The 26185-nt window shown below is 52.8% G+C and carries 20 protein-coding genes; 8 read left to right on the top strand and 12 right to left on the bottom strand.

The genetic code is table 11. The features are described from left to right. The first annotated feature begins 47 nt into the window (after window positions 1–47). Window positions 48–302: a GlsB/YeaQ/YmgE family stress response membrane protein gene (locus KI228_RS12320; protein ID WP_043000449.1), complete on the top strand. Its 255-nt coding sequence runs from the start codon at window positions 48–50 to the stop codon at window positions 300–302. Between the two features lie 122 nt (window positions 303–424). Continuing rightward, window positions 425–2536, top strand: coding sequence for a TonB-dependent siderophore receptor (locus KI228_RS12315; RefSeq protein ID WP_061070034.1), 2112 nt, complete (start codon window positions 425–427; stop codon window positions 2534–2536). Window positions 2537–2589: 53 nt separating this feature from the next. Here the strand turns inward: KI228_RS12315 and KI228_RS12310 are convergent, their stop codons facing one another. From KI228_RS12310 to dhaK, 4 genes are all read right to left on the bottom strand, one after another. After that, complete coding sequence (locus KI228_RS12310) at window positions 2590–4296, bottom strand: alpha,alpha-trehalase (protein WP_061070035.1); 1707 nt, start codon at window positions 4294–4296, stop codon at window positions 2590–2592. Between the two features lie 102 nt (window positions 4297–4398). Continuing rightward, window positions 4399–5832, bottom strand: a complete 1434-nt coding sequence (gene dhaM, locus KI228_RS12305; RefSeq protein WP_141227541.1) for a dihydroxyacetone kinase phosphoryl donor subunit DhaM — start codon at window positions 5830–5832, stop codon at window positions 4399–4401. 10 nt (window positions 5833–5842) lie between these two features. Continuing rightward, window positions 5843–6475, bottom strand: a complete 633-nt coding sequence (dhaL, locus tag KI228_RS12300) for a dihydroxyacetone kinase subunit DhaL (RefSeq protein ID WP_044263749.1) — start codon at window positions 6473–6475, stop codon at window positions 5843–5845. A gap of 10 nt (window positions 6476–6485) precedes the next feature. Beyond that, on the bottom strand, window positions 6486–7556 hold the full coding sequence (dhaK, locus tag KI228_RS12295) for a dihydroxyacetone kinase subunit DhaK (RefSeq protein WP_061070037.1): 1071 nt from the start codon (window positions 7554–7556) through the stop codon (window positions 6486–6488). Window positions 7557–7784: 228 nt separating this feature from the next. On the opposite strand from dhaK, the gene dhaR reads away from it, so the two are divergent. Then, window positions 7785–9701, top strand: coding sequence for a dihydroxyacetone kinase operon transcriptional regulator DhaR (gene dhaR / locus KI228_RS12290; RefSeq protein ID WP_061070038.1), 1917 nt, complete (start codon window positions 7785–7787; stop codon window positions 9699–9701). 49 nt (window positions 9702–9750) lie between these two features. Here dhaR and KI228_RS12285 read toward each other — a convergent pair whose 3' ends face one another. Then, window positions 9751–11220 (bottom strand): hypothetical protein, encoded by a 1470-nt coding sequence (locus tag KI228_RS12285; RefSeq protein ID WP_043000455.1) that lies wholly within the window; start codon window positions 11218–11220, stop codon window positions 9751–9753. Between the two features lie 210 nt (window positions 11221–11430). Between KI228_RS12285 and KI228_RS12280 the strand changes: the two genes are divergently transcribed. After that, window positions 11431–11655, top strand: a complete 225-nt coding sequence (locus KI228_RS12280) for a hypothetical protein (RefSeq protein WP_043000456.1) — start codon at window positions 11431–11433, stop codon at window positions 11653–11655. A gap of 266 nt (window positions 11656–11921) precedes the next feature. Here the strand turns inward: KI228_RS12280 and KI228_RS12275 are convergent, their stop codons facing one another. From KI228_RS12275 to KI228_RS12260, 4 genes are all read right to left on the bottom strand, one after another. Further along, window positions 11922–12638: a YebC/PmpR family DNA-binding transcriptional regulator gene (locus KI228_RS12275; RefSeq protein WP_043000457.1), complete on the bottom strand. Its 717-nt coding sequence runs from the start codon at window positions 12636–12638 to the stop codon at window positions 11922–11924. Between the two features lie 655 nt (window positions 12639–13293). Further along, complete coding sequence (gene gap / locus KI228_RS12270) at window positions 13294–14304, bottom strand: type I glyceraldehyde-3-phosphate dehydrogenase (RefSeq protein WP_061070039.1); 1011 nt, start codon at window positions 14302–14304, stop codon at window positions 13294–13296. 78 nt (window positions 14305–14382) lie between these two features. Beyond that, window positions 14383–15363, bottom strand: a complete 981-nt coding sequence (locus KI228_RS12265; RefSeq protein WP_141227540.1) for a GlxA family transcriptional regulator — start codon at window positions 15361–15363, stop codon at window positions 14383–14385. Between the two features lie 205 nt (window positions 15364–15568). After that, window positions 15569–15922, bottom strand: coding sequence for a helix-turn-helix domain-containing protein (locus KI228_RS12260; protein WP_043001911.1), 354 nt, complete (start codon window positions 15920–15922; stop codon window positions 15569–15571). A 336-nt stretch (window positions 15923–16258) separates the two neighbouring features. On the opposite strand from KI228_RS12260, the gene oqxA reads away from it, so the two are divergent. Both oqxA and oqxB read left to right on the top strand, forming a co-directional pair. Continuing rightward, entirely contained in the window at window positions 16259–17434 is a 1176-nt protein-coding gene (gene oqxA, locus KI228_RS12255; protein ID WP_044263763.1) for a multidrug efflux RND transporter periplasmic adaptor subunit OqxA, read from the top strand. 24 nt (window positions 17435–17458) lie between these two features. After that, window positions 17459–20614 (top strand): multidrug efflux RND transporter permease subunit OqxB, encoded by a 3156-nt coding sequence (oqxB, locus tag KI228_RS12250; RefSeq protein WP_109740302.1) that lies wholly within the window; start codon window positions 17459–17461, stop codon window positions 20612–20614. Between the two features lie 65 nt (window positions 20615–20679). On the opposite strand, the gene oqxR is transcribed toward oqxB, so the two are convergent. After that, a complete protein-coding gene (gene oqxR / locus KI228_RS12245) occupies window positions 20680–21159 on the bottom strand; it encodes an efflux pump transcriptional repressor OqxR (protein WP_044257678.1) in 480 nt (159 codons plus the stop codon). A gap of 887 nt (window positions 21160–22046) precedes the next feature. Between oqxR and KI228_RS12240 the strand changes: the two genes are divergently transcribed. Next, complete coding sequence (locus KI228_RS12240) at window positions 22047–23720, top strand: methyl-accepting chemotaxis protein (protein WP_054176266.1); 1674 nt, start codon at window positions 22047–22049, stop codon at window positions 23718–23720. Between the two features lie 98 nt (window positions 23721–23818). Here the strand turns inward: KI228_RS12240 and ychF are convergent, their stop codons facing one another. Together ychF and pth are read right to left on the bottom strand one after the other, a co-directional pair. Then, window positions 23819–24910, bottom strand: a complete 1092-nt coding sequence (gene ychF, locus KI228_RS12235) for a redox-regulated ATPase YchF (RefSeq protein ID WP_043000470.1) — start codon at window positions 24908–24910, stop codon at window positions 23819–23821. Window positions 24911–25026: 116 nt separating this feature from the next. Beyond that, window positions 25027–25611: an aminoacyl-tRNA hydrolase gene (gene pth / locus KI228_RS12230; protein ID WP_043000471.1), complete on the bottom strand. Its 585-nt coding sequence runs from the start codon at window positions 25609–25611 to the stop codon at window positions 25027–25029. Between the two features lie 274 nt (window positions 25612–25885). On the opposite strand from pth, the gene ychH reads away from it, so the two are divergent. Then, entirely contained in the window at window positions 25886–26164 is a 279-nt protein-coding gene (gene ychH / locus KI228_RS12225) for a stress-induced protein YchH (RefSeq protein WP_012132144.1), read from the top strand. Window positions 26165–26185: the final 21 nt, after the last annotated feature.

Genomic DNA, 26185 nt, shown 5'->3' with positions numbered 1-26185 from the left:
GCGCAAGAAACGGTTGCGTGTGGTTTCCCTGAAAAGAGGGTCTGAACATGGGAATTATTGCCTGGATTGTATTTGGTTTGATTGCCGGTGTTATCGCCAAATTGATCATGCCGGGACGTGACGGCGGCGGATTCATCCTGACCTGTATACTCGGCATCGTCGGTGCTGTAGTGGGCGGATGGCTGGCGACCATGTTTGGTATTGGCGGCACGATCAGTGGTTTTAACCTTCACAGTTTCCTGGTCGCTGTGGTGGGCGCCATTGTGGTGCTGGTGGTATACCGGCTCGTACGCCGCGATTAATAACAATACGGCTCCTGCGGGAGCCGTGTTTTTAATGGTATTCCCCTTCAATTCCTCTCTTGATTTACCCTTTGAAATGAGAATAATTGGCATTCCAATTTAAACTGATAATTATTCTCACTATGACAACTTCTTGTTTTCGACTTTGCGCGCTTTCTGGCTGTATCTCACTGGCTCTGACCACATTGTCATATGCGGCGGACACCAACGAATCGACTATTGTCGTTTCAGCGACAGGTCAGGAGAGCCTGCTGCCTGCCTGGACTAACAGCGCCACCAAATCTGCTGTCCCGGAAAGTAAAACGCCGCAGGTGATTAATACCATCGATAATCACGAGATCGCGTTACGTCATGCGAATTCCGTCAACGAGATCCTGCGCTATGCGCCGGGGGTGTCGACAGAAATGCGCGGCAATACCTCCTACCTGAGCGAGTACAAGATTCGCGGTTTCTCTGTCGATCAGGAGTACTACAACGGCCTGCAGTTGCCGTACAACGTCACTGGCAACACCAAAGCACGTATCGACCCGCTGCTGGTGGAAAGCGTCGATATTCTGAAAGGGCCCGCCTCTGTGCTGTATGGCAGCGGTTCGCCAGGAGGACTGGTGAATATTCAGGGCAAAAAACCGCAGGCTGAACAAAAAACGGAGATCGGCTTTAATACCGGTACACGAAATCTGAAAGAAGGCTATCTGGATTCCACCGGCAAAATCAGCGACAGCGACTGGAATTACCGTCTGCTGGGCAAGGCGACGGAGGGCGACGATCAACCGCGCACCACCCGTTATGAAGACTATCTGTTGGCGCCCTCCGTCACCTGGCAACCAGACAGCAAAACGCGCCTGACGCTGGATGCGCTGGTGCAAAATACACCGTCGTTGTCGCCGTCAAACCCGTTACCCATTGCCTATTTGCGCTCGGGGTATGCCGATCGCCGTGATTACGCCGGTGATGAGTGGAGTGGCTTTAAGCAGCGTCAGTGGATGGTGGGTTATCATTTCGAACATGAATTTGACAGCGGTTGGGGATTCAGTCAGCGGGCGCGCTATTTTGATGTTGATACGCACCAGCGCAGCGTCTATTCAACCGGCAATGGCACAAACCCGGTCTGGATGCTGAACCGCTTTGCCTATACCACCGATGAAGATCTGAAAAGTTTCAACATTGACAGCCAGGTAACGAAAACGGTCACGCTGGGCGACTGGCAGCACCATATTCTGGCCGGTTTTGATTATCAGAAACTCGACAGCCATTACTTCTACCGTTACGCCAGCGCCACGCCGGGAATCGACATGCGCGACCCGGATTTCCATCAGGTGCATACTGCCGATCTGGGGTTGTACACCGCACAGAAAAACCGCCTTTCTTATCAGCAAAATGGCTACTACTTGCAGGATCAGGTGGCGTTTGGCGGCTTAAATCTGTTGGCCAGTCTGCGTTACGACGACTATCGGTCAACGACGACCGACGCGCTGCAAAATGATGAGAAAACCTGGATCGCCCAGGACCGGGTGACCAAACGTTTTGGCGCGCTTTATGCCTTTGAAAACGGTATTTCACCGTTTATCAGTTATTCCGAAGGCTTCAAACCGATTTCACCGCAGGGCACGCTGACGTCAAAAGAGGTGAAGCCGACAACCAGCAAACAACTGGAAGGCGGGGTGAAATACCTGCTGGCCGATTACGCGACTACGCTGACGGCATCCGTGTTTAACATCCGTCAGAAGAATGTTCTTTCCGCCACGCCAACCTGGGATTATCGGCAGACCGGGGAGATCGAATCAAAAGGCGCGGAACTGTCGGTGATTAGCCGACCAGGTGACAACGTCACGTTGATTGCCAACTACGCCTATACTCATGCGATCAATACTGAAGACGAAACATACGAAGGCAAACGCCCGACACAGGTGCCGGAGAATGCGTTTAATCTGTGGGGCGATTACACCTTCGATGCGACCGTACTGCGCGGGCTAACAATGGGCGCAGGGGCGCGCTATACCGGGCCGATGGAAATTGCGCCGGATAACAAGAGCGGTAAGCTCGGAGGCACAACGCAGTACGATCTCGCCGTGTCGTATCAGTTAGGCGAGGCGCTGCCTTCATTGCGCGGCGTGACGTTAAAAGCCAGCGCGCAGAATATCACCAACAAAGAAACCTTCAGTTGCTACGACAGCACCAATTGCTGGATTGGTCGTGATCGTACCGTTCAGGTCGGGGCAAGCTACCGTTTCTGATCGCGTGAAGCGAAAACCGGCCTGGTATTTCCAGGCCGGTCAGGCGTTGGCTATTACGGCGTTGCCTGTTTTTGTGTCGGTTCGGTGGAGGTCTGGCGAGTCACAGGACGTTTTTCCGGCACGTTGTCGCATGGATTTTCCTTCGGACAGATCAGGTCGAGCATCTTCAGCGTGACGCCGTTGCTCCAGCCAAAACCATCCTGTAACGGATATTCACCGCCGCCACCGCCGGTTCCGGTGCTGCTGACGTCATATTTTTCCACCAGCTTTTGCTCGCGATTGTAGGTGTGCTGCACGTTGGTCAGAAAACGCCAGCTTACCTCCATTGCCACCTCACTCTGTCCATAGTTCTGTAAGCCCTCGGTGGCGACCCACTGCAACGGCGCCCAGCCGTTTGGCGCATCCCATTGCTGTCCGCTTTTCACCGAGGTGGTGGCAAGCCCGCCCGGCTGCAGCAGATGCGCGCGAGTGGCCACGGCCATTTTGCTGGCGCGATCTTTCGAGGCCGCGTTGACATACAGTGGGAACAGGGCGGCAGCGGTCAGTTGATTACGCACCTGCTTGCTCTTCAGATCGTAATCCGCATACCAGCCTTCTTTGTCATTCCACAGGTAGTGCTCAATCGCTTTCTGTCTGGCGTTCGCCAGCGAATCGTACTGGTTGGCTTTTGCTTCATCCCCCGCGGCTTTGCTGGCGCGCGCGAGGATTTTTTCCATCTTGTACAGCAGCGCGTTAAGATCCACCGGAACGATGCTGGTGGTCCGCAGCGTGCCGAGCTGCTGTGGGTTATCCATCCAGCGCGAACTGAAATCCCAGCCGGATGCCGCCGCAGCGCGCAGATCGCGATAAATGTCGGTGGCCGGACGGTTTGGATTGCTTTTTGCCGTGGCGATATCCTCAACCCAGGATTCCGGTCGTGGCGTATCCCGCTCATCCCAGTAGCGGTTCAAAATGGTGCCATCATCCAGTTTCACCACCCGTTTGTTCTGTTGACCTGCCTGCAGCGTTTCGACGCCTTCCATCCAGTAGAGATACTCTTTTTGCAGTTGCGGCAGGTATTTTGTCAGCGTATCGTCGCCGTCATGCTGCGCCAGCAGTTCCACCATCAGGGAGAAGAAGGGGGGCTGGGAACGGCTCAGATAGTAGGTGCGGTTGCCATTGGGGATATGACCGAAGGCATCAATCTCCCAGGCAAAGTTCGCCACCATATCGGCAATTTTGTCCCAGTGATCGCTTTCGGCAAGTCCCAACATGGTGAAGTAGCTGTCCCAGTAATAGACTTCCCGGAAGCGCCCGCCGGGTACCACGTAAGGTTCAGGCAGCGGCAGCAACGAATCCCATTTTCCCGCGCTTTCGGTAGAGCGTGTTAATACTGGCCACAGCCCGTCGATATGTTCGCGCAGCGATTGTCCTTCCGGCGGAACATATTTTTCTCCCTCTTTTGGCAACGTGAAGTTGACGCTCACAAAGTGGCGTAAATCGAAACTGGATTGATTTTTTTGCATCCGGTAATCCGCAAGGATCATCAGCGGATCGCTGTTTGGCACGGCATCAGCAAAGGTCTTTTGATCGGGGAACAGTCTGGCATTCTGCACATCGTTAAACAGCGGGCCGAGCAAAATATCCGGCGGTTGCGGCGGGGTAACCGGCATCTCTTCTGCGTGCACAGACAGTGAAGAGAAGGACAGAAGGGTGCCGGAAACCGCTAATTTTATGACCCACGACAGCGAACCAGACGTGCAAAAAGCAGGGGTATGCATTGATTCATCTCCTTAGTGTGTACCGAAAAACGGTATCTACCATGAGAAAATCGTAGTCCAGGATCGCCCCCGGCGCGTTGTTACCCTCCTTTTTTTGCGACGTTACAGGGTTTTCCTTTCCCTGACGACGCGATTTTGCGCCACATCAAGGGTCAACCGCTCACCCGTCTGCACATCGTCAAGTGCGTCGCCCTGCTGGCATATCCAGGCGATGCCCATCTCGCGGGCGATCAAGGCGCCATGCGCGAGCGGACTGCCTTCACGCAGGCAAATGCCTTTCACCACGTTCGGGTCGAATTCCGGCACCGTTGAGGGAAACAGATTGTCGGCGACCAGGATGGCAGGCGCGGTGAAATCAGGCAACGTCAGCGGGCTTTGCAGCAAATGACGTAGCGTGCGATGCAGGAGATCGTCGATATCGATGTAGCGCGCCTGCAGATAGGCATCATCCAGTTGCCGATACTGCATGCTGAGGCTGCTCAGCACCTGCTGCCAGGCATATTCCGCCGTACAGTGTTCGCTACGCAGGATCCCGCAGGCGGTATCAAACAGCTCTGGATCGTCCAGCAACATATGGTGACCAGAGAAAATGGCCGCCAGGTCACCAGGCCAGTGTTCTTCCATGCGGGTGAGCAGCGTCATCAGATCGAGCAGGGTGAGATCCAGCGCGTTACGCAGTCGCGCCTGTTCTGCAACGGGACTGAGATCCGAGGCTTGTCGAACCGGCGGCAGCGTTGGGGTGTAACAGAACGCGCTGCCCGTAATCTTCTCCGTCGACGATGCGGTAATTTCGACATCGTCCAGCGATTCACCGAAGTTCTCCGCAGCCAGTTGGCTAAATGCGGCGAGCGCGTCATCCGCCTGCGCTCCGCTTGCCAGCAGACGGATCGTGTCATTACAGCGAACCTGCAACAGCGATATCTGATTAAGGCTATCCGGCGTGACGCACTTGCCGTTTTTTTCCAGCAGCAGATCCGCGTCAAAGGCTGACAGCGTTGCCACAAGCCGGGACGCCGGACGAATGTGCAAACCGTTAGGGTTTTTGATCACCACGGACACTGATTTTGCCGCTGCGTCCGGTGTGCTAAAAACCGGAGTCATGCGGCGCTCATCAGCAGAAGAGGGTAAACCCAGTTGCTCGCGCTTAGCTTCAAGGGCGTTCGTCGCATCGGCGATGACCTTTTCGATATCCGCGCCCGCGGCGGCGCTCACCGTTGCCGCCAGCGTCCCTTCAACCAGTGGCGCGGCGCAAAGCCGCACTTTCCCGGCAATGCTCGGGTCGAGAAGATCCAGCGCCGTTTCCGCACTGAGCAGGGCACTGCCGATGTCCATCATCACCAGCACGTGGTCGGTATCAGCAACAGACTCGATCGCCTCCATCACCTTGATAGGGTCGGTACCGATGGGGTTTTGCGGATCGTCGATACCGGCGGCAACGGCGATTTTACAGTCGCCGCCCATTAACATCTGTTGCGCCAGTTCGCCCACCCCCTCACCGAGGCGGGCGCTGTGAGAGACTATCACCAGGTTTACCATCTTACTGTCCTTACTCTTTTGCTGCGGCTGCCAGCATCTGGATCATAAACATCACCGAGGTTGCGCCCGGATCCTGATGCCCGATGCTGCGCTCGCCCAGATAGCTGGCGCGACCTTTGCGGGCTTGCATCGTAATTGTGCTTTGCGCGGCGGCTTCAGCCTGAACGGCGGCGGCGTCCAGCGCAGCGGTGACGGAGAGGTTCTGTGCGCTCGACTGGCGCAGTGACTCCGCCACCGGCACCCAGACATCACACATCGTTTTATCACCCGGCTCGGCTTTACCCCGGCTGATCACGCCATCGGCGCCTTCACGCATCATTTGATAGAGTTCATTTAGCGACAAACTCTGGTGCGCCTGAGTGACCTGCGCGGCGCGGATAAAAAAGGTGCCGAACAGCGGGCCGCTGGCTCCCCCGACGTTTGACAGCAGCGTCATCCCGGTATTTTTTAAAATGAACCCAATATCTTTATCCGCAATGGACGGTAATTTTTCGACCACTTTGCTAAAGCCGCGATGCATATTCAAACCGTGGTCGGCATCGCCAATCTCGCGATCCAGCCCGGTGAGATAATCACTCTCTTTGCTGAAAATCTCCCCGCAGCGATAAAGCCAACTCACAATTTGTTCTCTGTTCAGTGACATGACGCTCTCCTTAGTTGCCCCAGTTCAGGCCTGGGGTATGAACCGGTGCGTCCCAGAGTGCCAGCGTCTCGTCATCCACTTTTAACAGGGTGATGGAAAAGCCGGTCATATCCAGTGACGTACAGTACGAACCAATCAAATTACGTTCGATAACGATACCCGCCTGCTGGCAGCGTTCGTCAAGGCGGTTATAGACGCCATACAGTTCAGAAAGCGGCGTGGCGCCGAGGTTATTGACCAGCGCGATGACGCGATCGCCACGCTGCAAAGGCTGTTTGCCTTGCTTATCCTCCTGCCAGACGCCCTGAGCGGGATCCCAGTGGCGCAGCGTGCGGCTATAGGTGCCGTTTTCCAGCAGGGTATCGAACATCTCGTCAACGGTCTGATCGAGGGAGACGAAAGCGCGACGGTCGATGCCGGGCTCGCCGTGGATCCCGACTCCGAACTCCATTTCATTGTCGGCAAGGGTGAAAGAGGGCTGACCGGCGGCCGGAACCGTACAGGCAGCGAGGGCGATACCGATCGAATGGCCGTGATTATTAAGTTTACGGCCAAGTTTCGCACACGCTTCCAGGGAATCGCCGCGCTCTGCCGCCGCCCCGACCAGTTTTTCAATCAGCACGGTGTTGGCGACGCCGCGTCGTCCGGCGGTATAGAGACTGTCTTTGACGGCCACGTCGTCATCCACCACCACAGTGGTGACTTTCACGCCACTTTCGTGCAGCAGTTCAGTGGCGGTTTCGAAGTTAAGAATATCGCCGGTGTAGTTTTTCACGATCAGCAGCACGCCTTCGCCGCCGTCAATCTGCATGGCGCATTCAAACATTTTGTCGGGCGTTGGGGAGGTAAAAATTTCGCCGGGGCAGGCGCCAGACAGCATGCCCTGACCAATATAGCCGCAGTGCATGGGTTCATGCCCGCTGCCACCGCCGGAAAGCAGCGCGACTTTGCCCTGAACGGGGGCATCTGCACGGGTCACATACACCGGATCCTGATGCAGGGTCAGCGACGGGTGCGCTTTTGCGAGGCCAGCCAGTTGTTCACTCAGTACGTCTTCCACACGGTTAATCAGCTTTTTCATTTTCTTACTCCGGGTCTTAGGCTCCAGGGGATCGATGGTGTACAACGCCACGGCGACCGCTCGCTGCCGATAACGTAATTGTGCCCCAGCGCGCGAAAAAGAAAATTCATCGATGTTATGTTCCAAAAGAGAACATTTATTTTGATGAATGTTCCATAACGGAACGTAAAAGCGCGAGATACCGCAGAATTGCGAGCGACCGCACCCTGAAATGAGGGAAAACAGACAATGAATAACAGCGTGAACATAAGCGATGAATCGAATATTCCTGAATTTATTCGCGACTCGTGGCTACGCTGCGGCAAAATAATGCAGCGTGATTTCTGGGCGCAACCGCACCAGGCACAGGGACTGACGTTTGATTCGATTTGTCGGCGTAAGACGGCGATGCTCACGCTTGGACAGGCGGCGCTGGAGGACGCATGGGAATACATGGCGCCGCGAAAGTGTGCGCTGTTCATTCTGGATGAGAGTGCGTGTGTGCTGAGCCGCTGTGGCGATCCAAAAACGCTCGGGCAACTGGCGGAACTCGGTTTTGTCGACGGCACCTATTGTGCCGAAAGCATCATTGGCAGTTGCGCGCTGTCGCTGGCCTCTGTCGTAGGGCAACCGGTAAAAACGCTGCCCGATCACCATTTTAAACATGCGCTCGGTGCGTGGTGTTTTTGCTCAACGCCTGTTTTCGACAACCATGGACGCCTCTTAGGATCCATTGCGCTGGGCTGTCCGGCAGATCACGCATCGCCTGCCGATCTGCCATTAACCCTGGCGATTGCGCGTGAAGTGGGAAACTCGCTGCTCACCGACAGTCTTCTTGCCGAATCAAACCGTCATCTCAATCAACTGTACGGTTTGCTGGAGAGCATGGATGACGGCGTGATGACCTGGAACGCGCAGGGCAGTCTGCAATTCATCAATGCTCAGGCGGCACGGCTACTGCATCTTGATGTGACGGCTGCCCATGGCAAAAACCTCAATGAACTCCTGACGCTGCCCAGCCTGCTGGTGCGTGCGATCCGCCATCAGCGTCCGCTGCATCATGTTGAGGCGACATTTGAAAGCCAGCATCAGTTCATTGATACCGTGATTACTCTCAAACCGATTGTCGAAACGCAGGGCACCAGTTTTATTCTGCTGCTGCATCCGGTGGAGAAGATGCGTCAGTTGATGACCAGTCAATTGGGTAAAGTAAGCCATACCTTCGCGCAGATGGCGCAGGACGATCCGCAGACCCAGCGTATCGTTCATTTTGGCCGTCAGGCGGCGCGGGGCAGTTTTCCGGTGTTGTTATGCGGCGAAGAGGGCGTGGGTAAAGAGTTGCTGAGTCAGGCTATTCATAATGCCAGCGAACGGGCAGAAGGCCCGTATATTGCGGTGAACTGTCAGCTGTATGCCGATCAGGTACGGGATTTTATCGCCAGTACGGCGGATGACGACAGCGAAGGGCGGTTGAGCCGCCTGGAACTGGCGCACGGCGGTACGCTGTACCTGGAAAAAATTGAGTATCTGGCGCCAGAACTGCAGTCGGCGTTGTTACAGGTGATTAAACAAGGGGTGATCACTCGCCTGGACGCGCGGCGGGTGGTGCCAGTTGACGTGAAAGTGATTGCCGCCACAACGGTGGATCTGGCGCGGCTGGTGGAACAAAACCGCTTTAGCCGCCAGCTCTATTACGCGTTGCACGCCTTTGAAATAATGATTCCACCGCTGCGACAGCGGCGTAACAGCATTCCTTCGCTGGTGAATCACCGCCTGCGTCGCCTGGAAAAACGCTTTTCGACCCGCCTGTTTATGGATGACGATGTGCTGACTCCGCTGATTGCCTGCGACTGGCCGGGGAATGACTTCGAGCTCAACAGTGTCATTGAAAATACGGCGCTGAGAAGTGACAACGGGCGTATTCACCTGAACCATCTGCCGGAATATCTCTTTAACGAGCACCGTGCCTCAGAACCCGCGACCGATCGTTTCTCTGCCAGCGTCGCTTTCAGTGATATTGAGAAAGACGCCATTATTCATGTGGCAAGGGTGACCGGTGGGCGGATTCAGGAGATGGCCAGCCTGCTGAAAATTGGCCGCACCACCTTGTGGCGAAAAATGAAATTGTACCATATCAACGCGGCTCATTTTAAGTTGAGCTCCTGATACGCGGGATTGTTGCCAGGAATTTTAAGCGATTCCCGTCAGGCGTCGGTTAAAACCAGACAATGACAAAACTGCCATTTTCGCGGCGTCGAATCGAAGCCGTTTTGCCTTTACGTGTCAGTTCAGCGATACGCTGTCTGGCGATGTCACTATCCTCTTCATGCAGTTGGCTGAGCAGAATTTCAGGCGTATCCATGAGCTTTCGCATTTGCACAGGATTCAAGCGTTTCTGCATCTGAAGACGTCCGAACTGAAATTGGTCAATGTGCTTTTGTATTTCCACACTGACTTCATCGTAGCTGTTTTTAATCATGGAGGCGGTTGGTAGCCTGATGTCGTGCCGGTATTTTTTATCACGGTTATTACGTAATACGGCGGTTTCTATTTTCTCGGCGACTTTCTCCGCCAGGATCTCCAGCCTCTGGCCAGTGCGCCTTTTCCAGCGGTACCAGGAGAGTTCGCACGATTTTTCCTGGTGCCATTCAAGATAAGCTTCTTGCAGAAGCGCCAGCCCATAAACATATTTAATTCCCTGGGCCAGGTTATCAATTTTTATCAGGCGTGCACTCTGGAGCAGTCGAAGGTCCGCAAAGTCGGGCTCGTTAAGTTTTGATGCCGATGAGATCCGCATAAATGTGCTCTGGTCACAGGCTAACTGTTTTTCAGCTTCGAGATTCGCGTTATGTCCCCGGCTTAACTGATAGCGGACATGTTCCACGATTTCATCGACATGCGCTTGTGTCATGTCCGGATTAAGACGTATAGAAAAATTAAGTTCGTTTTTAATTTCAACATGACGTTGGGGTGAATAATTGTCCTGGAATTGCATCATCATGACCTCTTCCATTTCCGCTTTTGAGATATCAGGCGAAAAGGGGACGGCATGGCGGTAATAAGCATTTTCAGGGATGTCAACTTGCTCAGTCGCGTAATGAAAAGAGATGGGCAAATAGCTGTCATAAGAGCGGATATGGTCGGTAACGGATACGGGAGATGTGATTTGAGTAATATACCCGCCGTCAAAAAAATCGTCCCATACTCTGTCAAAACCACTCTTTTCCTCCCATCGTTGTAGCTCACGATAGAGGGAAATATAGTCATGCCAGTGGATCAGTAACGCGGGGGGATAGCGATAGGGGATGCTGGACTGAAAGGTTTTATAGTTATTAAAGATGCCGTTAACCCCTTTCTTTAGCTGAGTGCTCAATTTATCGTCTGGCTCTTCTATTGAACGCTTAAGGTAGTCTACGCCGTTTTGCATACGGGTTTTGAGTGCAGCCATCGGTGGGCGGACGACCACACAGTCAAAAATTTCTTCTTTGAACCGATTGAGGGTCTCGCTATCTGTGTAATCACTAAGAAACTGGAATGTACGCGAGATGTCCGCGTAAATCTCGATGATACGTGTGAACTCCTCCGGGAACTGTTTGATCACCGCCAGCTTATAGACCTCCTTTGCCAGAAGATCCCGGATGGCAGAGAGCGCATTCTTTCTGTTGTTTTCCAGTATTTTTCCCATTTGATACTCACTCTGTTCTCGCTGCCCTAAACCGCAAAATGTAGCGTAAGTAATTATGCAATAACAGGCGCTATTTTATCGGTTAAATGAGGATTTATTGCGAAAAATGAATGGGTATATTTTCCTCCGGGAAGCGCAGAATGCCCTGGCCCGAGGTCTTACAGCATCGCTGCGTTTTAAACGTGAACGAGTAAAAAGAGGTAGTAATCAATGAGTAACAATACGAACATCCATGTCTTTACCGATGAGACGCTGGCCGAGCATGACTTTGAAATTGCGGTAAAAGTGAATCAGGCAACCACAAAGCATGTTGCGAGACAAATGGTGCGGATGACCGCGCCGCAGCAGGTACGTGCTCAGTCGCATCGGGGCATCGAGGAGTTGATGTTTGATGAACAAACGCTGGACACGATTCTGGCGCATATTCCTCGCTGACTTGCGGAAAGCTCGGTTTGCGATGTGCTGCAATTATCCGTAGAGCCATGTCATCCAGAATGATGTTGAAAGTTGCTACAAAGGGTACCCATCACGGGTGCCCTTTGTGCGATCTGCAGTCTGGTACCAGGGAGACGGGTCTGTTCTGAACGGTGAGTCCAACGGGTCGATGGACACTATCCCTGATACCCGGCTAAATATGCTTCGTTATAACAACGTGATAAGGTTAAAAACCTGCCATAATGGCAGATTCCTTTCATTCTTAATTAGAGATTTGCAACGTTATGATAGACTTTTTGAACATCATCGTCATCTTCAAGGGCATTAACAAGACCTTCAAAGATTTCTAAATCTTCTGGTGAAAGTTCAACTTCAGATTGAGCAATCATTTCTAATTCTGTTGTTGAGAATTCAGTAATACCTGCTGCTTTTAGCGCTGCAATTCCTTTGTGAAGGTCCGTAGGTTCAGTATAAATAACGATGTTTCCTTCTTCTTCGGTTACATCGCGAACATCAACTTCAGCCTCAAGCAAAATTTCAAAAATATGGTCAGGGTCTGTTCCTTTAAATACAATCACGCCAGTATTGTCAAACATATAGCTTACAGAACCTGCCGCGCCGATATTGCCGCCTTTTTTATTGAAAATTGTGCGGACATTAGCAATCGTACGGTTAACATTCGACGTTAACGTTTCAGCGATAACCATTGCACCATTGGGGCCAAAGCCTTCATAACGCCCTGGCACGAACGTTTCATCTCCGCCACCTTTGGCTTTATCAATGGCTTTATCAATAACGTGTTTTGGGACCTGTGCTTGTTTTGCACGTTCAATAACGAACTTTAAAGATGTGTTTAATTCAGGGTCTGGTTCACCTTGTTTAGCCGCGGCATAAATTTCTACACCGAACTTTGCATATACGTTAGATGTTGCACCGTCTTTAGCCGTTTTTTTAGCAACAATATTGGCCCATTTACGTCCCACTGGAATAGTCCCCTCGAAAATTTAATCACAAAGCATACAGGTTAATAACCTGCGTGCTTTTCCTCGTACATTATATCATGATATGTAAATTCTCGTCTATGAGAAATAAAAATAGTCCATTTCCTAGAGTGCTATTTCAATACTATCAATTGTTAATATTATGGATAAGCTATATCTGAAATGTCATCTGGCTCTTTTTTATTCTTAATGGCTGAACCACAGCAATAATACATAAGACAAGAGAAACAAAAGTGATGAATCAGGCAAAATACCTTTTTAAAGGCTTTCGATACAGTATTAACTAAACAGCTATCAAAAATGCTGGATTTGGCATTGTGCATGCCACAGGTGAGATCGGATTCAGGAGGTTGCCATTTCGAATGGTATTCATGCAAGTACTGCCTTCGCCTTTTATATAACACGTTCACGTCTGCTGTAAGCTCGCAGAGGATAGGTTGGCTGGTTCTCAGGTCTGCTATGAGCTGTGAGTTCAACGGGTCGATGCAACGCTATCCTTAATCAAGGGGGACGCTGCGACTATTCAGTAAGGGGCGCACCTGTCGGTTAAACCTACCGATTTCATGATAATTCTCGCTGAGCAGAAATTAAAAATCCACGCCAGGCGTGGATTTAGAGGGAATGCGAGAGCAGGGGATTAGCGTTCACGCCTTGCCATCAACAGCGCCAGGTCGACGAGGCGGTTGGAGAATCCCCATTCATTGTCATACCACGCCAGAATTTTGACCATATTTCCGCCAATCACCAGCGTCGACAGGCCGTCGATAATGGAAGAACGCGGGTCGCCCTGGTAGTCGCTTGAGACGAGTGGTTCATCGCTGTAACCGAGGATCCCTTTCAGTGGTCCCGCTGCGGCGGCTTCACGAAACGCATTATTGACCTCTTCCGTCGTCACATCCCGCTCAAGCGTTACGGTTAGATCGACAATGGAAACCACCGGAACCGGTACGCGCAGCGAGTAACCGGTCAAACGACCATCCAGCTCAGGAATGACTTTGCCAAGCGCCTTCGCGGCACCGCTGGAGTAAGGCACAATCGACAATGCGGCAGCGCGAGCGCCACGAAGGTCTTTTTCCGGCTGGTCATGCAGCGCCTGACTGTTGGTATAGGCGTGGGTGGTGTTCATCAGACCATGCTTAATACCGAAATGCTGGTGCAGAACCTGCGCGGCAGGTGCCAGACCGTTAGTGGTGCAACTACCGTTGCTGACCACGACGTGTTTATCCGGGGAGTAGAGGCCATCGTTAACGCCCATCACGATGGTTAAATCTTCGTTTTTACCGGGGGCGGAGATAATCACGCGCTTTGCGCCACCGCTGTGGATATGCACCGCTGCTTTGTCACGGTCAGTGAAGAAGCCGGTTGCTTCAATAACAATATCAACTTCGCTTTGACGCCATGGGATGTTGGCGGGGTCGCGTTCGCTGAACACGGTAATGGGTTTACCGTCAACGACAAGCTGCCCTTCACCGGCGGTGACGTCGGCATCGAGTTTTCCGAGCAGCGAATCGTATGTCAGCAGATGCGCCAGTGTCTTACTGTCTGTCAGATCGTTGATTGCCACAATCTGAATATCCGGGTTACCCAGCGCTGCACGCAGTACGTTGCGTCCGATACGGCCAAAACCGTTAATACCGACCTTTACCATGATCAACTCCTTATCTGTTGTCTCTGAAGGTAATGTAGGTCGGTCATCAGTTGGCGTAAATGACAAAAAAGGATCACTTTACGCCATTTTACGACAGTGAAAGCGCTGACGATATTCTCCCGGCGTGAGCTGGAGCTGTTTCTCAAACAGTCGCCGTAGGTTAATGCTGCTGCCAAATCCCGTTTGTTCAGCGATACGATCCAGCGTCTCGTTGGTCTGCTCCAGACGCTGTCGTGCAGCAGCCAGACGGGCTTCGGCGACGTAACGGGCCGGCGAAGCGCCGGTTTCCCGGGTAAACACGCGGGTGAAATTACGCGGGCTCATGGCGACTTTTGTCGCCAGTTTATCCACACTGAGGTCGGCGGTAAGGTTTTCGAGCAGCCAGGCCTGTAGATCGCTAATGGGGCCCTGGGTACTGCTCTGCTGAAGGTTGTAGCGGCTAAACTGCAACTGGCCTCCGGGTCGGCGCAGGTACATGACGAAGTCCTGAGCGATGTCGCGTGCCAGACTGAAGCCGTAGTCCTCTTCAACCAGGGCAAGCGTCAGGTCAAAGCCGGAACTGACTCCGCCTGACGTCCAGATGTGTTCGTCCTGAATATAAAGCGGACCGCCTTCGACGCGCACCTGAGGGAATTCTGCCTGCATAGTTTCCAGTAGCTTCCAGTGGGTGGTGGCTCGTCTGCCGTCCAGCAGTCCGGTTTGCGCCAGCAGCATCGCGCCGCCGCAAATGGATGCAATGCGGCGGGCATGGGGAGCGGCAAGGCGCAGCCAGTCAACCACTGCAATCCCTTCCTGCGGATTTTGACCTCTGCCGGTGATAATGATGGTATCCAGAGGCTCACGAGGGTCAATTTCATGCAGGCGATGATCTGCCAGTAAATTTAAACCAGACTGACCATGGATCACCTGATGCGGTTGAGTTGTTGCTAATTGCACCTGGTAACAGATGTCCGTAGCACCTTCCGGATGCAGGCGATTGGCCTGCATCAGAATGTCGGCAATACCAGCGGATTCAAACAGCATACCGCCATCGGGGACAATGATGAGTATCTTCTTCATGTCCTGAAAAGTAATCTTTTTACAGAATAAGTCAACAGCACAGACGCAGATGGAAGCGGTCTTATCCCTGCCGCAGAGACTGTCCCGCCTCTGACCGCCAGTAAACGGGCGGTGAATCGTGACAATAAGCGGCGAAGAGAGGGTCAATCAATTCATCAGGCTGGCGTAGAGGCATTCGCGGTGGTCCTGACCCCCGACAGAGGCATTACTGACATTGGCGTTTACTCAACGGGCAACCGGCATTGCGGCGCCATGCGCCGGGGGCCTGACCATACTGACGCTTGAAGCTGCGGTTGAATGACTGCTGAGAGTCAAAGCCCAACGCGATCGCCACGTTCAAAATCGGTTCGTCGCTGTGGGTTAAGCGTTCAACCGATTTTCGCAGCTTTTGCGCGCGAATATACCCGGCGATGGGATAACCCGTATGTTCTTTGAAGATGCGCTGAAGGTGCCATTTCGAATAACCGGCTCGTCTGGAAACGGTGTCGATGTCCAGGCGGTTATCAAGGTTGTTATTGATCCAGTCGAGTAAATCGTGAATAAATGCGCCAGTGTTCATCTCGCTTCCCCCGGGCTGCGTATCAAAAAGCATCTTTATCTGTTGCATTTAAAGGTGGCTCGTTTTGAAAATAATTGCAAGTTTTATTGTTACATTTAAATCCCTGCCTGAAACAGGTCTTTTCACATCCGCTCAAATAGCACATAAAGTGCAACAATTATTCTTGCACTTAGTTAAGCGCCTTCCTACAATCGCCGCGATAGTGTATTTGCAACTGTTACAGTTTTGTGGCGATGAACGACACAAATGGCCTTAAGTCAGCTACCGGACAAAGGAGGTGGCGCGGCGTCTCCCGCAGCGTCTTGCCCGGCGGCTACCAATACCGGAATAAAAATAATGAGCCTGCAAAAAACCTGGGGTAACGTTTATCCGAGCGCGCTGGGGGCGATGTTGCTCTCTATGTTGCTTGTCGGATGTGATAACAGCGTCGCGCAAAACGCCGCGCCGCCTGCGCCCGCCGTCAGTGCTGCTGACGTGGTCGTAAAATCCATTAGCCAGTGGGATAGCTTTAACGGTCGGATTGAAGCGGTGGAGAGCGTCCAGCTACGCCCCCGCGTCTCTGGTTACATTGATAAAGTGAATTACACCGACGGTCAGGAAGTGAAAAAGGGCGAGGTGCTGTTCACGATTGATGACCGAACCTATCGCGCGGCGCTGGAACAGGCGCAGGCGAACCTGGCAAGAGCTAAAACGCAGGCAAGCCTGGCGCGAAGTGAGGCAAACCGCACCGATAAACTGGTCAACACGAATGTGGTATCCCGCGAAGAGTGGGAGCAGCGCCGTTCGGCCGCCACTCAGGCGCAGGCCGATATTCGCGCCGCGCAGGCGGCGGTTGACGCCGCGCAGCTCAACCTTGACTTCACCAAAGTCACCGCGCCTATTGACGGTCGCGCCAGCCGGGCGCTGATCACCAGCGGGAACCTGGTGACTGCGGGCGACAGCGCCAGCGTCCTCACTACGGTGGTCTCGCAGAAGACGGTTTACGTCTATTTTGACGTGGACGAGTCAACCTATCTCCACTATCAAAATCTGGCCCGCAGCGGGCAGGGGGCATCCAGCCATCACACGGCGCTGCCGGTTGAGATTGGCCTGACGGGCGAGGAGGGCTATCCCCATCAGGGCAAAGTGGACTTCCTGGATAATCAGCTGACGCCGAGTACCGGCACCATCCGTATGCGCGCGCTGCTGGATAACGCGCAGCGTCAGTTCACACCGGGACTTTTTGCCCGCGTACGCCTGCCGGGTAGCGCGGAATTCAAAGCCACGCTGATCGACGACAAAGCGGTGCTGACCGATCAGGATCGTAAGTACGTGTATATCGTGGATAAAGAGGGTAAAGCACAGCGTCGTGATATTACGCCGGGGCGTCTCGCCGCCGGCTTACGCATCGTGCAGCAGGGACTGAACCCTGGCGACAGAGTCATCGTCGAGGGCTTACAAAAAGTGTTTATGCCGGGTATGCCGGTTAACGCCAAAACCGTTGCCATGACCGCCAGCAGCGCCCTCAACTGATCCCTTGACCTGAGAATCCAACCCATGGACTTTTCCCGCTTTTTCATCGACAGGCCGATTTTTGCCGCCGTCCTGTCGATTCTGATTTTTATCACCGGGTTAATCGCCATCCCGCTGCTGCCGGTGAGCGAATATCCTGACGTCGTGCCGCCAAGCGTGCAGGTGCGCGCGGAATACCCCGGCGCCAACCCGAAAGTGATTGCCGAGACCGTGGCGACGCCGCTGGAAGAGGCGATTAACGGCGTTGAGAACATGATGTACATGAAGTCCGTCGCGGGCTCCGACGGCGTGCTGGTGACCACCGTCACCTTCCGTCCGGGAACCGACCCGGATCAGGCGCAAGTGCAGGTGCAAAACCGCGTTGCGCAGGCCGAAGCGCGTCTGCCGGAAGACGTGCGGCGTTTGGGCATTACCACCCAGAAACAGTCCCCGACGCTGACGCTGGTGGTGCATCTGTTTTCGCCCAACGGTAAGTACGACTCCCTGTATATGCGTAACTACGCCACACTGAAGGTGAAGGACGAGCTGGCGCGCCTGCCGGGCGTCGGCCAGATCCAGATTTTCGGCTCGGGTGAATACGCGATGCGCATCTGGCTGGATCCCAACAAGGTGGCGGCGCGCGGGCTGACCGCGTCGGATGTGGTGACAGCGATGCAGGAGCAAAACATACAGGTGTCCGCCGGGCAGCTTGGTGCCGAGCCGCTGCCGAAAGAGAGCGATTTTCTGATCTCCATTAACGCCCAGGGCCGTCTGCATACGGAAGAAGAGTTTGGCAATATTGTCCTGAAAACGACGCAGGACGGTACGGTCGTCCGCCTGCGCGACGTGGCGCGTATCGAAATGGGGTCCGGCAGCTATGCGCTGCGTTCCCAGTTGAACAATAAAGACGCGGTCGGGATTGGTATCTTCCAGTCGCCGGGGGCGAACGCCATTGATTTGTCTAACGCGGTACGCGCGAAAATGGACGAACTGTCCACGCGCTTCCCGGCAGATATGAAGTGGGCGGCACCTTACGATCCGACGGTCTTTGTGCGTGATTCGATCCGTGCGGTGGTGCAAACGCTACTGGAAGCGGTGGTGCTGGTGGTGCTGGTGGTGATCCTGTTCCTGCAAACCTGGCGCGCGTCGATTATTCCGCTGATCGCGGTGCCGGTGTCGGTGGTGGGTACTTTCAGCATTCTCTACCTGCTGGGCTTCTCGCTGAATACCCTGAGTTTGTTCGGGTTGGTATTAGCCATCGGTATCGTGGTGGACGACGCCATCGTGGTGGTGGAAAACGTCGAGCGAAACATTGAAGAGGGGCTTGCGCCGCTTGCGGCAGCGCACCAGGCGATGCGAGAAGTGTCCGGGCCGATTATCGCGATTGCGCTGGTGCTGTGTGCGGTGTTTGTGCCGATGGCGTTTCTCTCGGGCGTCACCGGGCAGTTCTACAAGCAGTTTGCGGTGACGATCGCGATTTCCACGGTCATCTCTGCCATTAACTCGCTGACGCTCTCTCCGGCACTGGCGGCACTGCTGTTAAAACCGCACGGCGCGCCGAAAGATTTCCCGACCCGGCTAATCGATCGTCTGTTCGGCTGGATTTTCCGTCCGTTTAACCGCTTTTTCCACCGCAGCTCGAACGGCTATCAGGGGCTGGTGGGTAAAACGCTGGGACGACGCGGCGCGGTATTTGCGGTGTATCTGCTGCTGCTTTGTGCCGCAGGCGTCATGTTTAAAGCGGTGCCCGGCGGGTTTATCCCGACGCAGGATAAGCTGTATCTGATTGGCGGCGTGAAAATGCCGGAAGGTTCGTCGCTGGCGCGCACCGACGCGGTGATCCGCAAAATGAGCGAAATCGGGATGAATACCGAAGGCGTGGACTATGCGGTTGCGTTCCCGGGGCTGAACGCGCTGCAGTTCACCAACACGCCGAATACCGGGACGGTCTTCTTCGGCCTGAAGCCGTTCGATCAGCGTAAACATTCCGCGGCGGAAATTAACGCGGAGATCAACGCGAAAATTGCGCAAATTCAGGAAGGTTTTGGCTTCTCCATTCTGCCGCCGCCGATATTAGGGTTGGGGCAGGGCTCCGGGTATTCGCTGTATATCCAGGATCGCGCAGGTCTGGGTTATGGCGCGCTGCAAAACGCGGTGAATACCATGTCCGGGGCGATTATGCAGACGCCGGGAATGCATTTTCCGATCTCAACTTATCAGGCTAACGTTCCGCAGCTGGATGTACAGGTCGATCGTGATAAGGCGAAAGCGCAGGGCGTGTTGCTGACCGACCTTTTCGGTACGCTGCAAACCTATCTGGGCTCGTCGTACGTGAATGACTTCAACCAGTTTGGCCGTACCTGGCGCGTGATGGCGCAGGCTGACGGGCAGTTCCGCGACAGTGTGGAAGACATAGCCAATTTACGCACCCGTAATAGCCAGGGCGAAATGGTGCCAATTGGCAGTATGGTGAAAATCACGACCACCTACGGGCCGGATCCGGTAATCCGCTACAACGGCTACCCGGCGGCGGATCTGATTGGCGATGCCGACCCGCGCGTGCTCTCGTCTGCGCAGGCGATGACGCAGCTGGACGCGATGTCTAAGCAGATCCTGCCGAACGGGATGAACATTGAATGGACGGATCTAAGCTTCCAGCAGGCCACCCAGGGCAACACGGCGCTGATCGTCTTCCCGGTCGCGGTGCTGCTGGCGTTCCTGGTCCTGGCGGCGCTGTATGAAAGCTGGACGCTGCCGCTGGCGGTGATCCTTATCGTCCCGATGACCATGCTCTCCGCGCTGTTTGGCGTCTGGCTGACCGGTGGCGATAACAACGTGTTCGTGCAGGTGGGGCTGGTGGTGCTGATGGGGCTGGCCTGTAAAAACGCGATTCTTATCGTGGAGTTTGCCCGCGAGCTGGAAATTCAGGGCAAAGGCATCATGGAAGCCGCGCTGGAAGCGTGCCGCCTGCGTTTACGCCCGATTGTGATGACCTCTATCGCCTTTATTGCCGGGACCATTCCGCTGATCCTTGGCCATGGCGCGGGCGCAGAAGTGCGCGGCGTCACCGGGATCACGGTCTTCTCCGGGATGCTGGGCGTGACGCTGTTTGGTCTGTTCCTGACGCCGGTGTTTTACGTGACGCTGCGTAAGTTCGTTACGCGCGGTAAACCGATAAGGGATGTTTTGCCGGTTTCTTAAGGAATTGCACATAACAAAAAACCGCCTTCACCGTTAAGGCGGTTTTTTTGCAGTTAAGGAAATAATTAATGCGCTTTTTTAGACTGGGTATCAATCTCAGGGACCGGATCGCACCCGCTGGTATCGGCTTTTTTGACCTTCTCCAGCGCGCTTGCCACGGTATGGCGAGCTAATACCTCTAACGAAGCTTGCTCCGCTTCATCGGCGATAGATTTGAAGTACCAGCAAGCGTTGGCGCTGACCACGCAGCGAGCCGGTACGTCAGGACGCGATGCCCATAGCTTTTTATCTTCGATAACAGAAAGGTAGATATCACGCAGGGTGATCTCTTCCGCCGGGCGACCAAGATGAATAGAACCGTTGCGGCCAAGCGTTGAGACGATGATACCGTCACGCGTGAGCGGAACCATTAATTTGCGAATAAAGCTCGGATTTGCTTCCAGACCATAGGCCAGAATTGCACTTGTCGAACGTTCACCCGATTGCTCCGCCATCGCTACGCTGAGAACCATCTGCAAAGCTGTCGGGAAGCGGTAATCTAACATTTTATTGTCCTGGGTTGCGGTGAATCTTGTTCTTTTTGGCACCGCGGAGGTGGATAATCAGTAAGCATCAATATAACAAAAACGGTAATTTTTTTGAAGCAGTCAACATTTGACCTGACATGCCAGACGAACAGCCTGGGATCTCAGTCCAGAGAATCAGACACTGAAACGATGTTATCGAACCAAAGGAGTGAAACCCTGTTTTAAACATTGTTATAAACCCAGATGACGTCAGATAAATCAGTGCTGAACGTGGTTTGTATTCGTTATAGCCATACTCATATTTAGTGGTGATTTTCTTTGCCTGAACAATATCGCCGAATCTGCGTTCACTTATAACACCAAATGTACGCTATACGTAGGGGGGCAAAATATCATCAATTCAGGTCTTTGGAGTAAAAATATCAGTCTATCCTTTCTGAAACTTTCAATGGATTAAAGCCTGTCGTTTAAGAATAGTGGTGTTTTCTTTTTATCGGAATACGTTAGTATCAATGTTAACTATTTTCGATGCAATTAATGGAAGTGGGTTGAGGGGGTATCATTAGATTAATATGGAATCGGTTGTTGTTTTTTTATTCTTTTGTTTCCGGTATGAAATTATGCGATAAAAATTGAGTTGTCTTTTTCAATTAAAAAACAACATGATACGGTTTGTTTTACACGCGATTTCCTGTCTCGTTTCACAATGTCAATGTTTTTCTAAGAGAATGGTCACGTTAAAGTCCTCTCCCTTTCTGCCGATAGATACGCTGGCACATGTTTAAAACATGATCAATTTCAATATGTTAGCTTGACTCCGCCCTTAAGTCGAACGCTCCCGGCATTGTTCTGGTTTTTTCAACGGGTGGCAGGGAAAAGGTGACTTTTTTTGTATGAGATAGCAAATGAAAATAAATGATTTTGGTGTTGGTACCCGAATGGGAGTTGGCTTCAGTATTGTTCTCACCCTTGTCGTTATTATGGCTGTAACGGGGATCGTTAAATTAAATGGCATATTGAAAGAAACCCATGCTATTACGGACAGGTTGCTGGTGCTGGAGCGACTCACGGGGGCGTGGGGGGCGGCAATTGACTATAATGGTGCGATGGGGCTATCTGTACTGACTTCCTCTGATGATGGAATTAAAAAATTTGCCCAGTCAAAGATGAAGGTAATGTCAGAGCGGGTGAGTGCCATTCAGAAGGAACTGGCAGAATTAATTGTCTCTGATACGGGTAAGTCACTCCTGGCGACCGTGGGGGATAAAAGAAAGCTGTACATCGATATCCGCAATGAGGCGATTCGCATCAGTGAACAAGGGAATGGTGATGCCACCAATGCATTTATTCGCCAGAAACTCATTCCCGCCATGGAGGTCTATTCCGGCAGCGTAAAAGCACTGGAAAATTACGATAAAGCACAAATTGATGAAGCCAGCGGGTCCATTCAGGAGAATGGCTCGGCGGCAATTCAGGCTCTGATTGTTCTTGGCGTCATCGCTATTGTCGTCGGCAGTCTGTTAGCGTGGTTTATCACACGTGGGATAACTCGCCCATTGCTGTCAGCCGTTAATGTGGCTCGGGAAGTGGCGTCCGGTAATCTGGGTATCGACGTCAAAGTGGAATCCCGAGACCAGCCTGGACAACTGATGCTCTCCCTGAGGGAAATGACAGAGAGTCTGCGTAATACGGTACGCAAGGTTCGTGAAGGGGCCGACAGCATTGCGTTAGCCGCGGCTGAAATTAATAGTGGTAACACCGATCTGGCCTCTCGCACGGAAGAGCAAGCGGCAGGGGTAGAAGAGACTGCCTCGACGCTGGAAGAGCTGACGGCAACTATTAACAATACTGCAGCAAACACGGCGCAGGCGCATCGTTACGTGAGTGAGACAGCCTCTGTCGTGAAACAGAATGGCGCCGTTATGAGTGAAGTGTCTTCCCGGATGCAGGAAATTTACGATTCCTCATCAAAAATGGCGGACATCATCCAGGTTATTGATGGTATAGCCTTCCAGACCAATATTCTGGCGCTGAATGCAGCAGTGGAAGCTGCGCGAGCGGGTGAATCCGGACGTGGTTTTGCTGTGGTGGCTGGAGAAGTCCGAACACTGGCACAACGCAGTGCGTCAGCTGCCCGTGAAATTAAGGAATTGATCGATGATTCTGTCTCCCGTATTGCCTCTGGCCGCAATCTGGTTGAAAAAGCAGATGCTGGCATGATGGGAATTGTTTCCAACGTTCAGAACATGACTCAACTGATTGAGGAAATCGCACAAGCGAGTCGGGAGCAGAGTGATGGGATTGCCCAAATCAACAGTGCGATGGGACAGATTGATACCACCACACAGCAAAATGCCGCGCTCGTTGAAGAGTCAGCTGCAGCTGCCTCTTCAATGCAGGAGCAGTCTCGTGTACTCCAGGATATGGTGAGCGTGTTCAGTTTGAATGAGGAAGGAATACAACCAGTAAACATGACCTCAGAAAAACGTGTTAGTCGCCAGAGGGAGAGGAATAATGGCGAAAAATACGTGGTGTCCAAAAAGATAGCTTCAGAAACAGACAACTGGGAAACTTTCTGAGCACCCTAATACGAAAAATCCACGCAATTGCGTGGATTTTCTGGTTTTTTGTGATTCTCATGAGATTCAGCGAAATCTCATGAGACAACAGAAACGAATTAGACGTTGAACAGGAAGTTCATCACATCGCCATCTTTAACGATGTAATCTTTCCCTTCAGCACGCATTTTACCGGCTTCTTTCGCGCCTTGTTCACCTTTGTAGGTGATGAAGTCGTCAAACGCGATCGTCTGTGCGCGGATAAAGCCTTTCTCAAAATCGGTATGGATTTTACCTGCCGCCTGCGGTGCGGTGGCGCCGACAGGAATGGTCCATGCACGCACTTCCTTCACACCAGCGGTGAAGTAGGTCTGCAGGTTCAGCAGCTTGTAACCAGCACGGATCACGCGGTTCAGGCCCGGTTCTTCCAGCCCCAGTTCCTGCATGAACTCGTCGCGCTCGTCATCGTCGAGTTCAGCGATGTCCGCTTCAACGGCGGCGCACACCGGAACCACGACGGAACCTTCCTTCGCGGCAATTTCACGTACCTGATCGAGATACGGGTTGTTTTCGAAACCGTCTTCGTTCACGTTGGCGATATACATGGTCGGTTTCAGCGTCAGGAAGCTCAGGTAGCGGATCGCCGCCTTATCTTCGTCAGTCAGATCCAGAGAACGCAGCATGCCAGCTTCAGAGAGTTGCGGCAGGCATTTTTCCAGCGCGGCCAGCTCGGCTTTTGCGTCTTTATCGCCGCCTTTGGCTTTCTTCTGTACGCGGTGAATAGCGCGTTCGCAGGTATCGAGATCCGCCAGCGCCAGCTCGGTGTTGATCACGTCAATATCTTCCGCCGGGTTCACTTTGCCCGAAACGTGAATAATGTTGTCGTTTTCAAAGCAGCGCACCACGTGGCCAATCGCTTCGGTTTCACGAATGTTGGTCAGGAACTGGTTACCCAGACCTTCACCTTTGGACGCGCCTTTTACCAGACCGGCAATATCAACAAATTCCATTGTGGTCGGCAGGATACGCTGCGGTTTAACGATCTCAGCCAGCTGCTCCAGACGCGGGTCGGGCATCGGCACGACGCCGGTATTCGGCTCAATCGTACAGAATGGGAAGTTTGCCGCTTCAATACCGGCTTTGGTCAGCGCGTTGAACAGGGTAGATTTCCCGACGTTGGGCAAACCGACGATACCGCATTTGAATCCCATGATTTAAATCACCTTAATATCTTAATAATCAACCTGTTGTAGAAAACAGATTGTAGAAATGGAAATAACTTTGCCTATTATACACAGCGTACGGCAAAAATGCCGCACATCACTGCTTATTGCGCTTTAAAGGCGTGCAATCGATTCGTTGCTTTGGTCAAACCGTCTTTGAACCATACCTCAGTGCAACGCGCCGCTTCGTCAATCGCGTCATCAATTAACTTCTGTTCTGAAACAGGCGGTTTGCCTAATACAAAGCCGACAACTTTATTTTTATCGCCCGGATGACCGATTCCGACACGTAAGCGATGAAAGTTAGGGTTATTGCCGAGCTTGCTGATAATGTCTTTCAGCCCGTTGTGTCCGCCATGACCTCCGCCGAGTTTAAATTTTGCCACGCCAGGGGGAAGATCCAGTTCATCGTGGGCCACTAAAATTTCGTCGGGATTGATGCGATAAAAACTCGCCATTGCGCCGACCGCTTTGCCGCTCAGATTCATAAACGTGGTGGGAACTAATAAACGGACATCTTCACCTTCCAGACTGACTCTGGAGGTGTAGCCAAAGAATTTCGGCTCTTCGCGCAGAGGAGCACGCAACCGCTCTGCCAGTAAATCGACGTACCATGCGCCCGCATTATGTCGGGTGGCTGCATATTCAGCGCCGGGGTTCGCCAGGCCGACAATCAGTTTAATCGTCACGTTTTTATCCTGAGTGTTTCAATAACTGGCGCGTAGTTTACTGTCTGTCGCCCCGCTTGACAAAGCACCGTGTCACTTTACCCGGAAACTGAATAATTGCCTTTATTGATTATTGGAAAGTCAAGGTGTTCAGAGGCTTATTTGTAAAGATTTGTTGAATAATGGGGTGTAATTGTGATCGCAGGCGCACTACCAAAGTGGTGTGTTGTCTATACTTTACACATATGGATTAGGGGTATTCCCTGAAGCAACCCAAAAGTTCCGGAGGTGACACATGAAACGCAAAAACGCTTCGTTACTCGGTAATGTGCTCATGGGTTTGGGGTTAGTGGTTATGGTGGTTGGTGTGGGTTACTCCATTTTAAACCAGTTGCCGCAATTTAACCTGCCGCAATTTTTCGCACATGGTGCAGTGCTCAGTATCTTCGTCGGCGCCATTTTGTGGCTGGCGGGTGCCCGCGTAGGGGGGCATGAACAAGTCAGCGACCGCTACTGGTGGGTGCGCCATTACGACAAACGTTGCCGCCGTAACGATAATCGTCGTCACAGTTAACGTTCCCTGCAAGATAATGAC

The organism is Citrobacter amalonaticus (assembly GCF_018323885.1).
Taxonomy (GTDB): domain Bacteria; phylum Pseudomonadota; class Gammaproteobacteria; order Enterobacterales; family Enterobacteriaceae; genus Citrobacter_A; species Citrobacter_A amalonaticus.
Note: the sequence above shows the minus strand (reverse complement) of the source record. Positions and strands in the feature narration are given on the sequence as shown.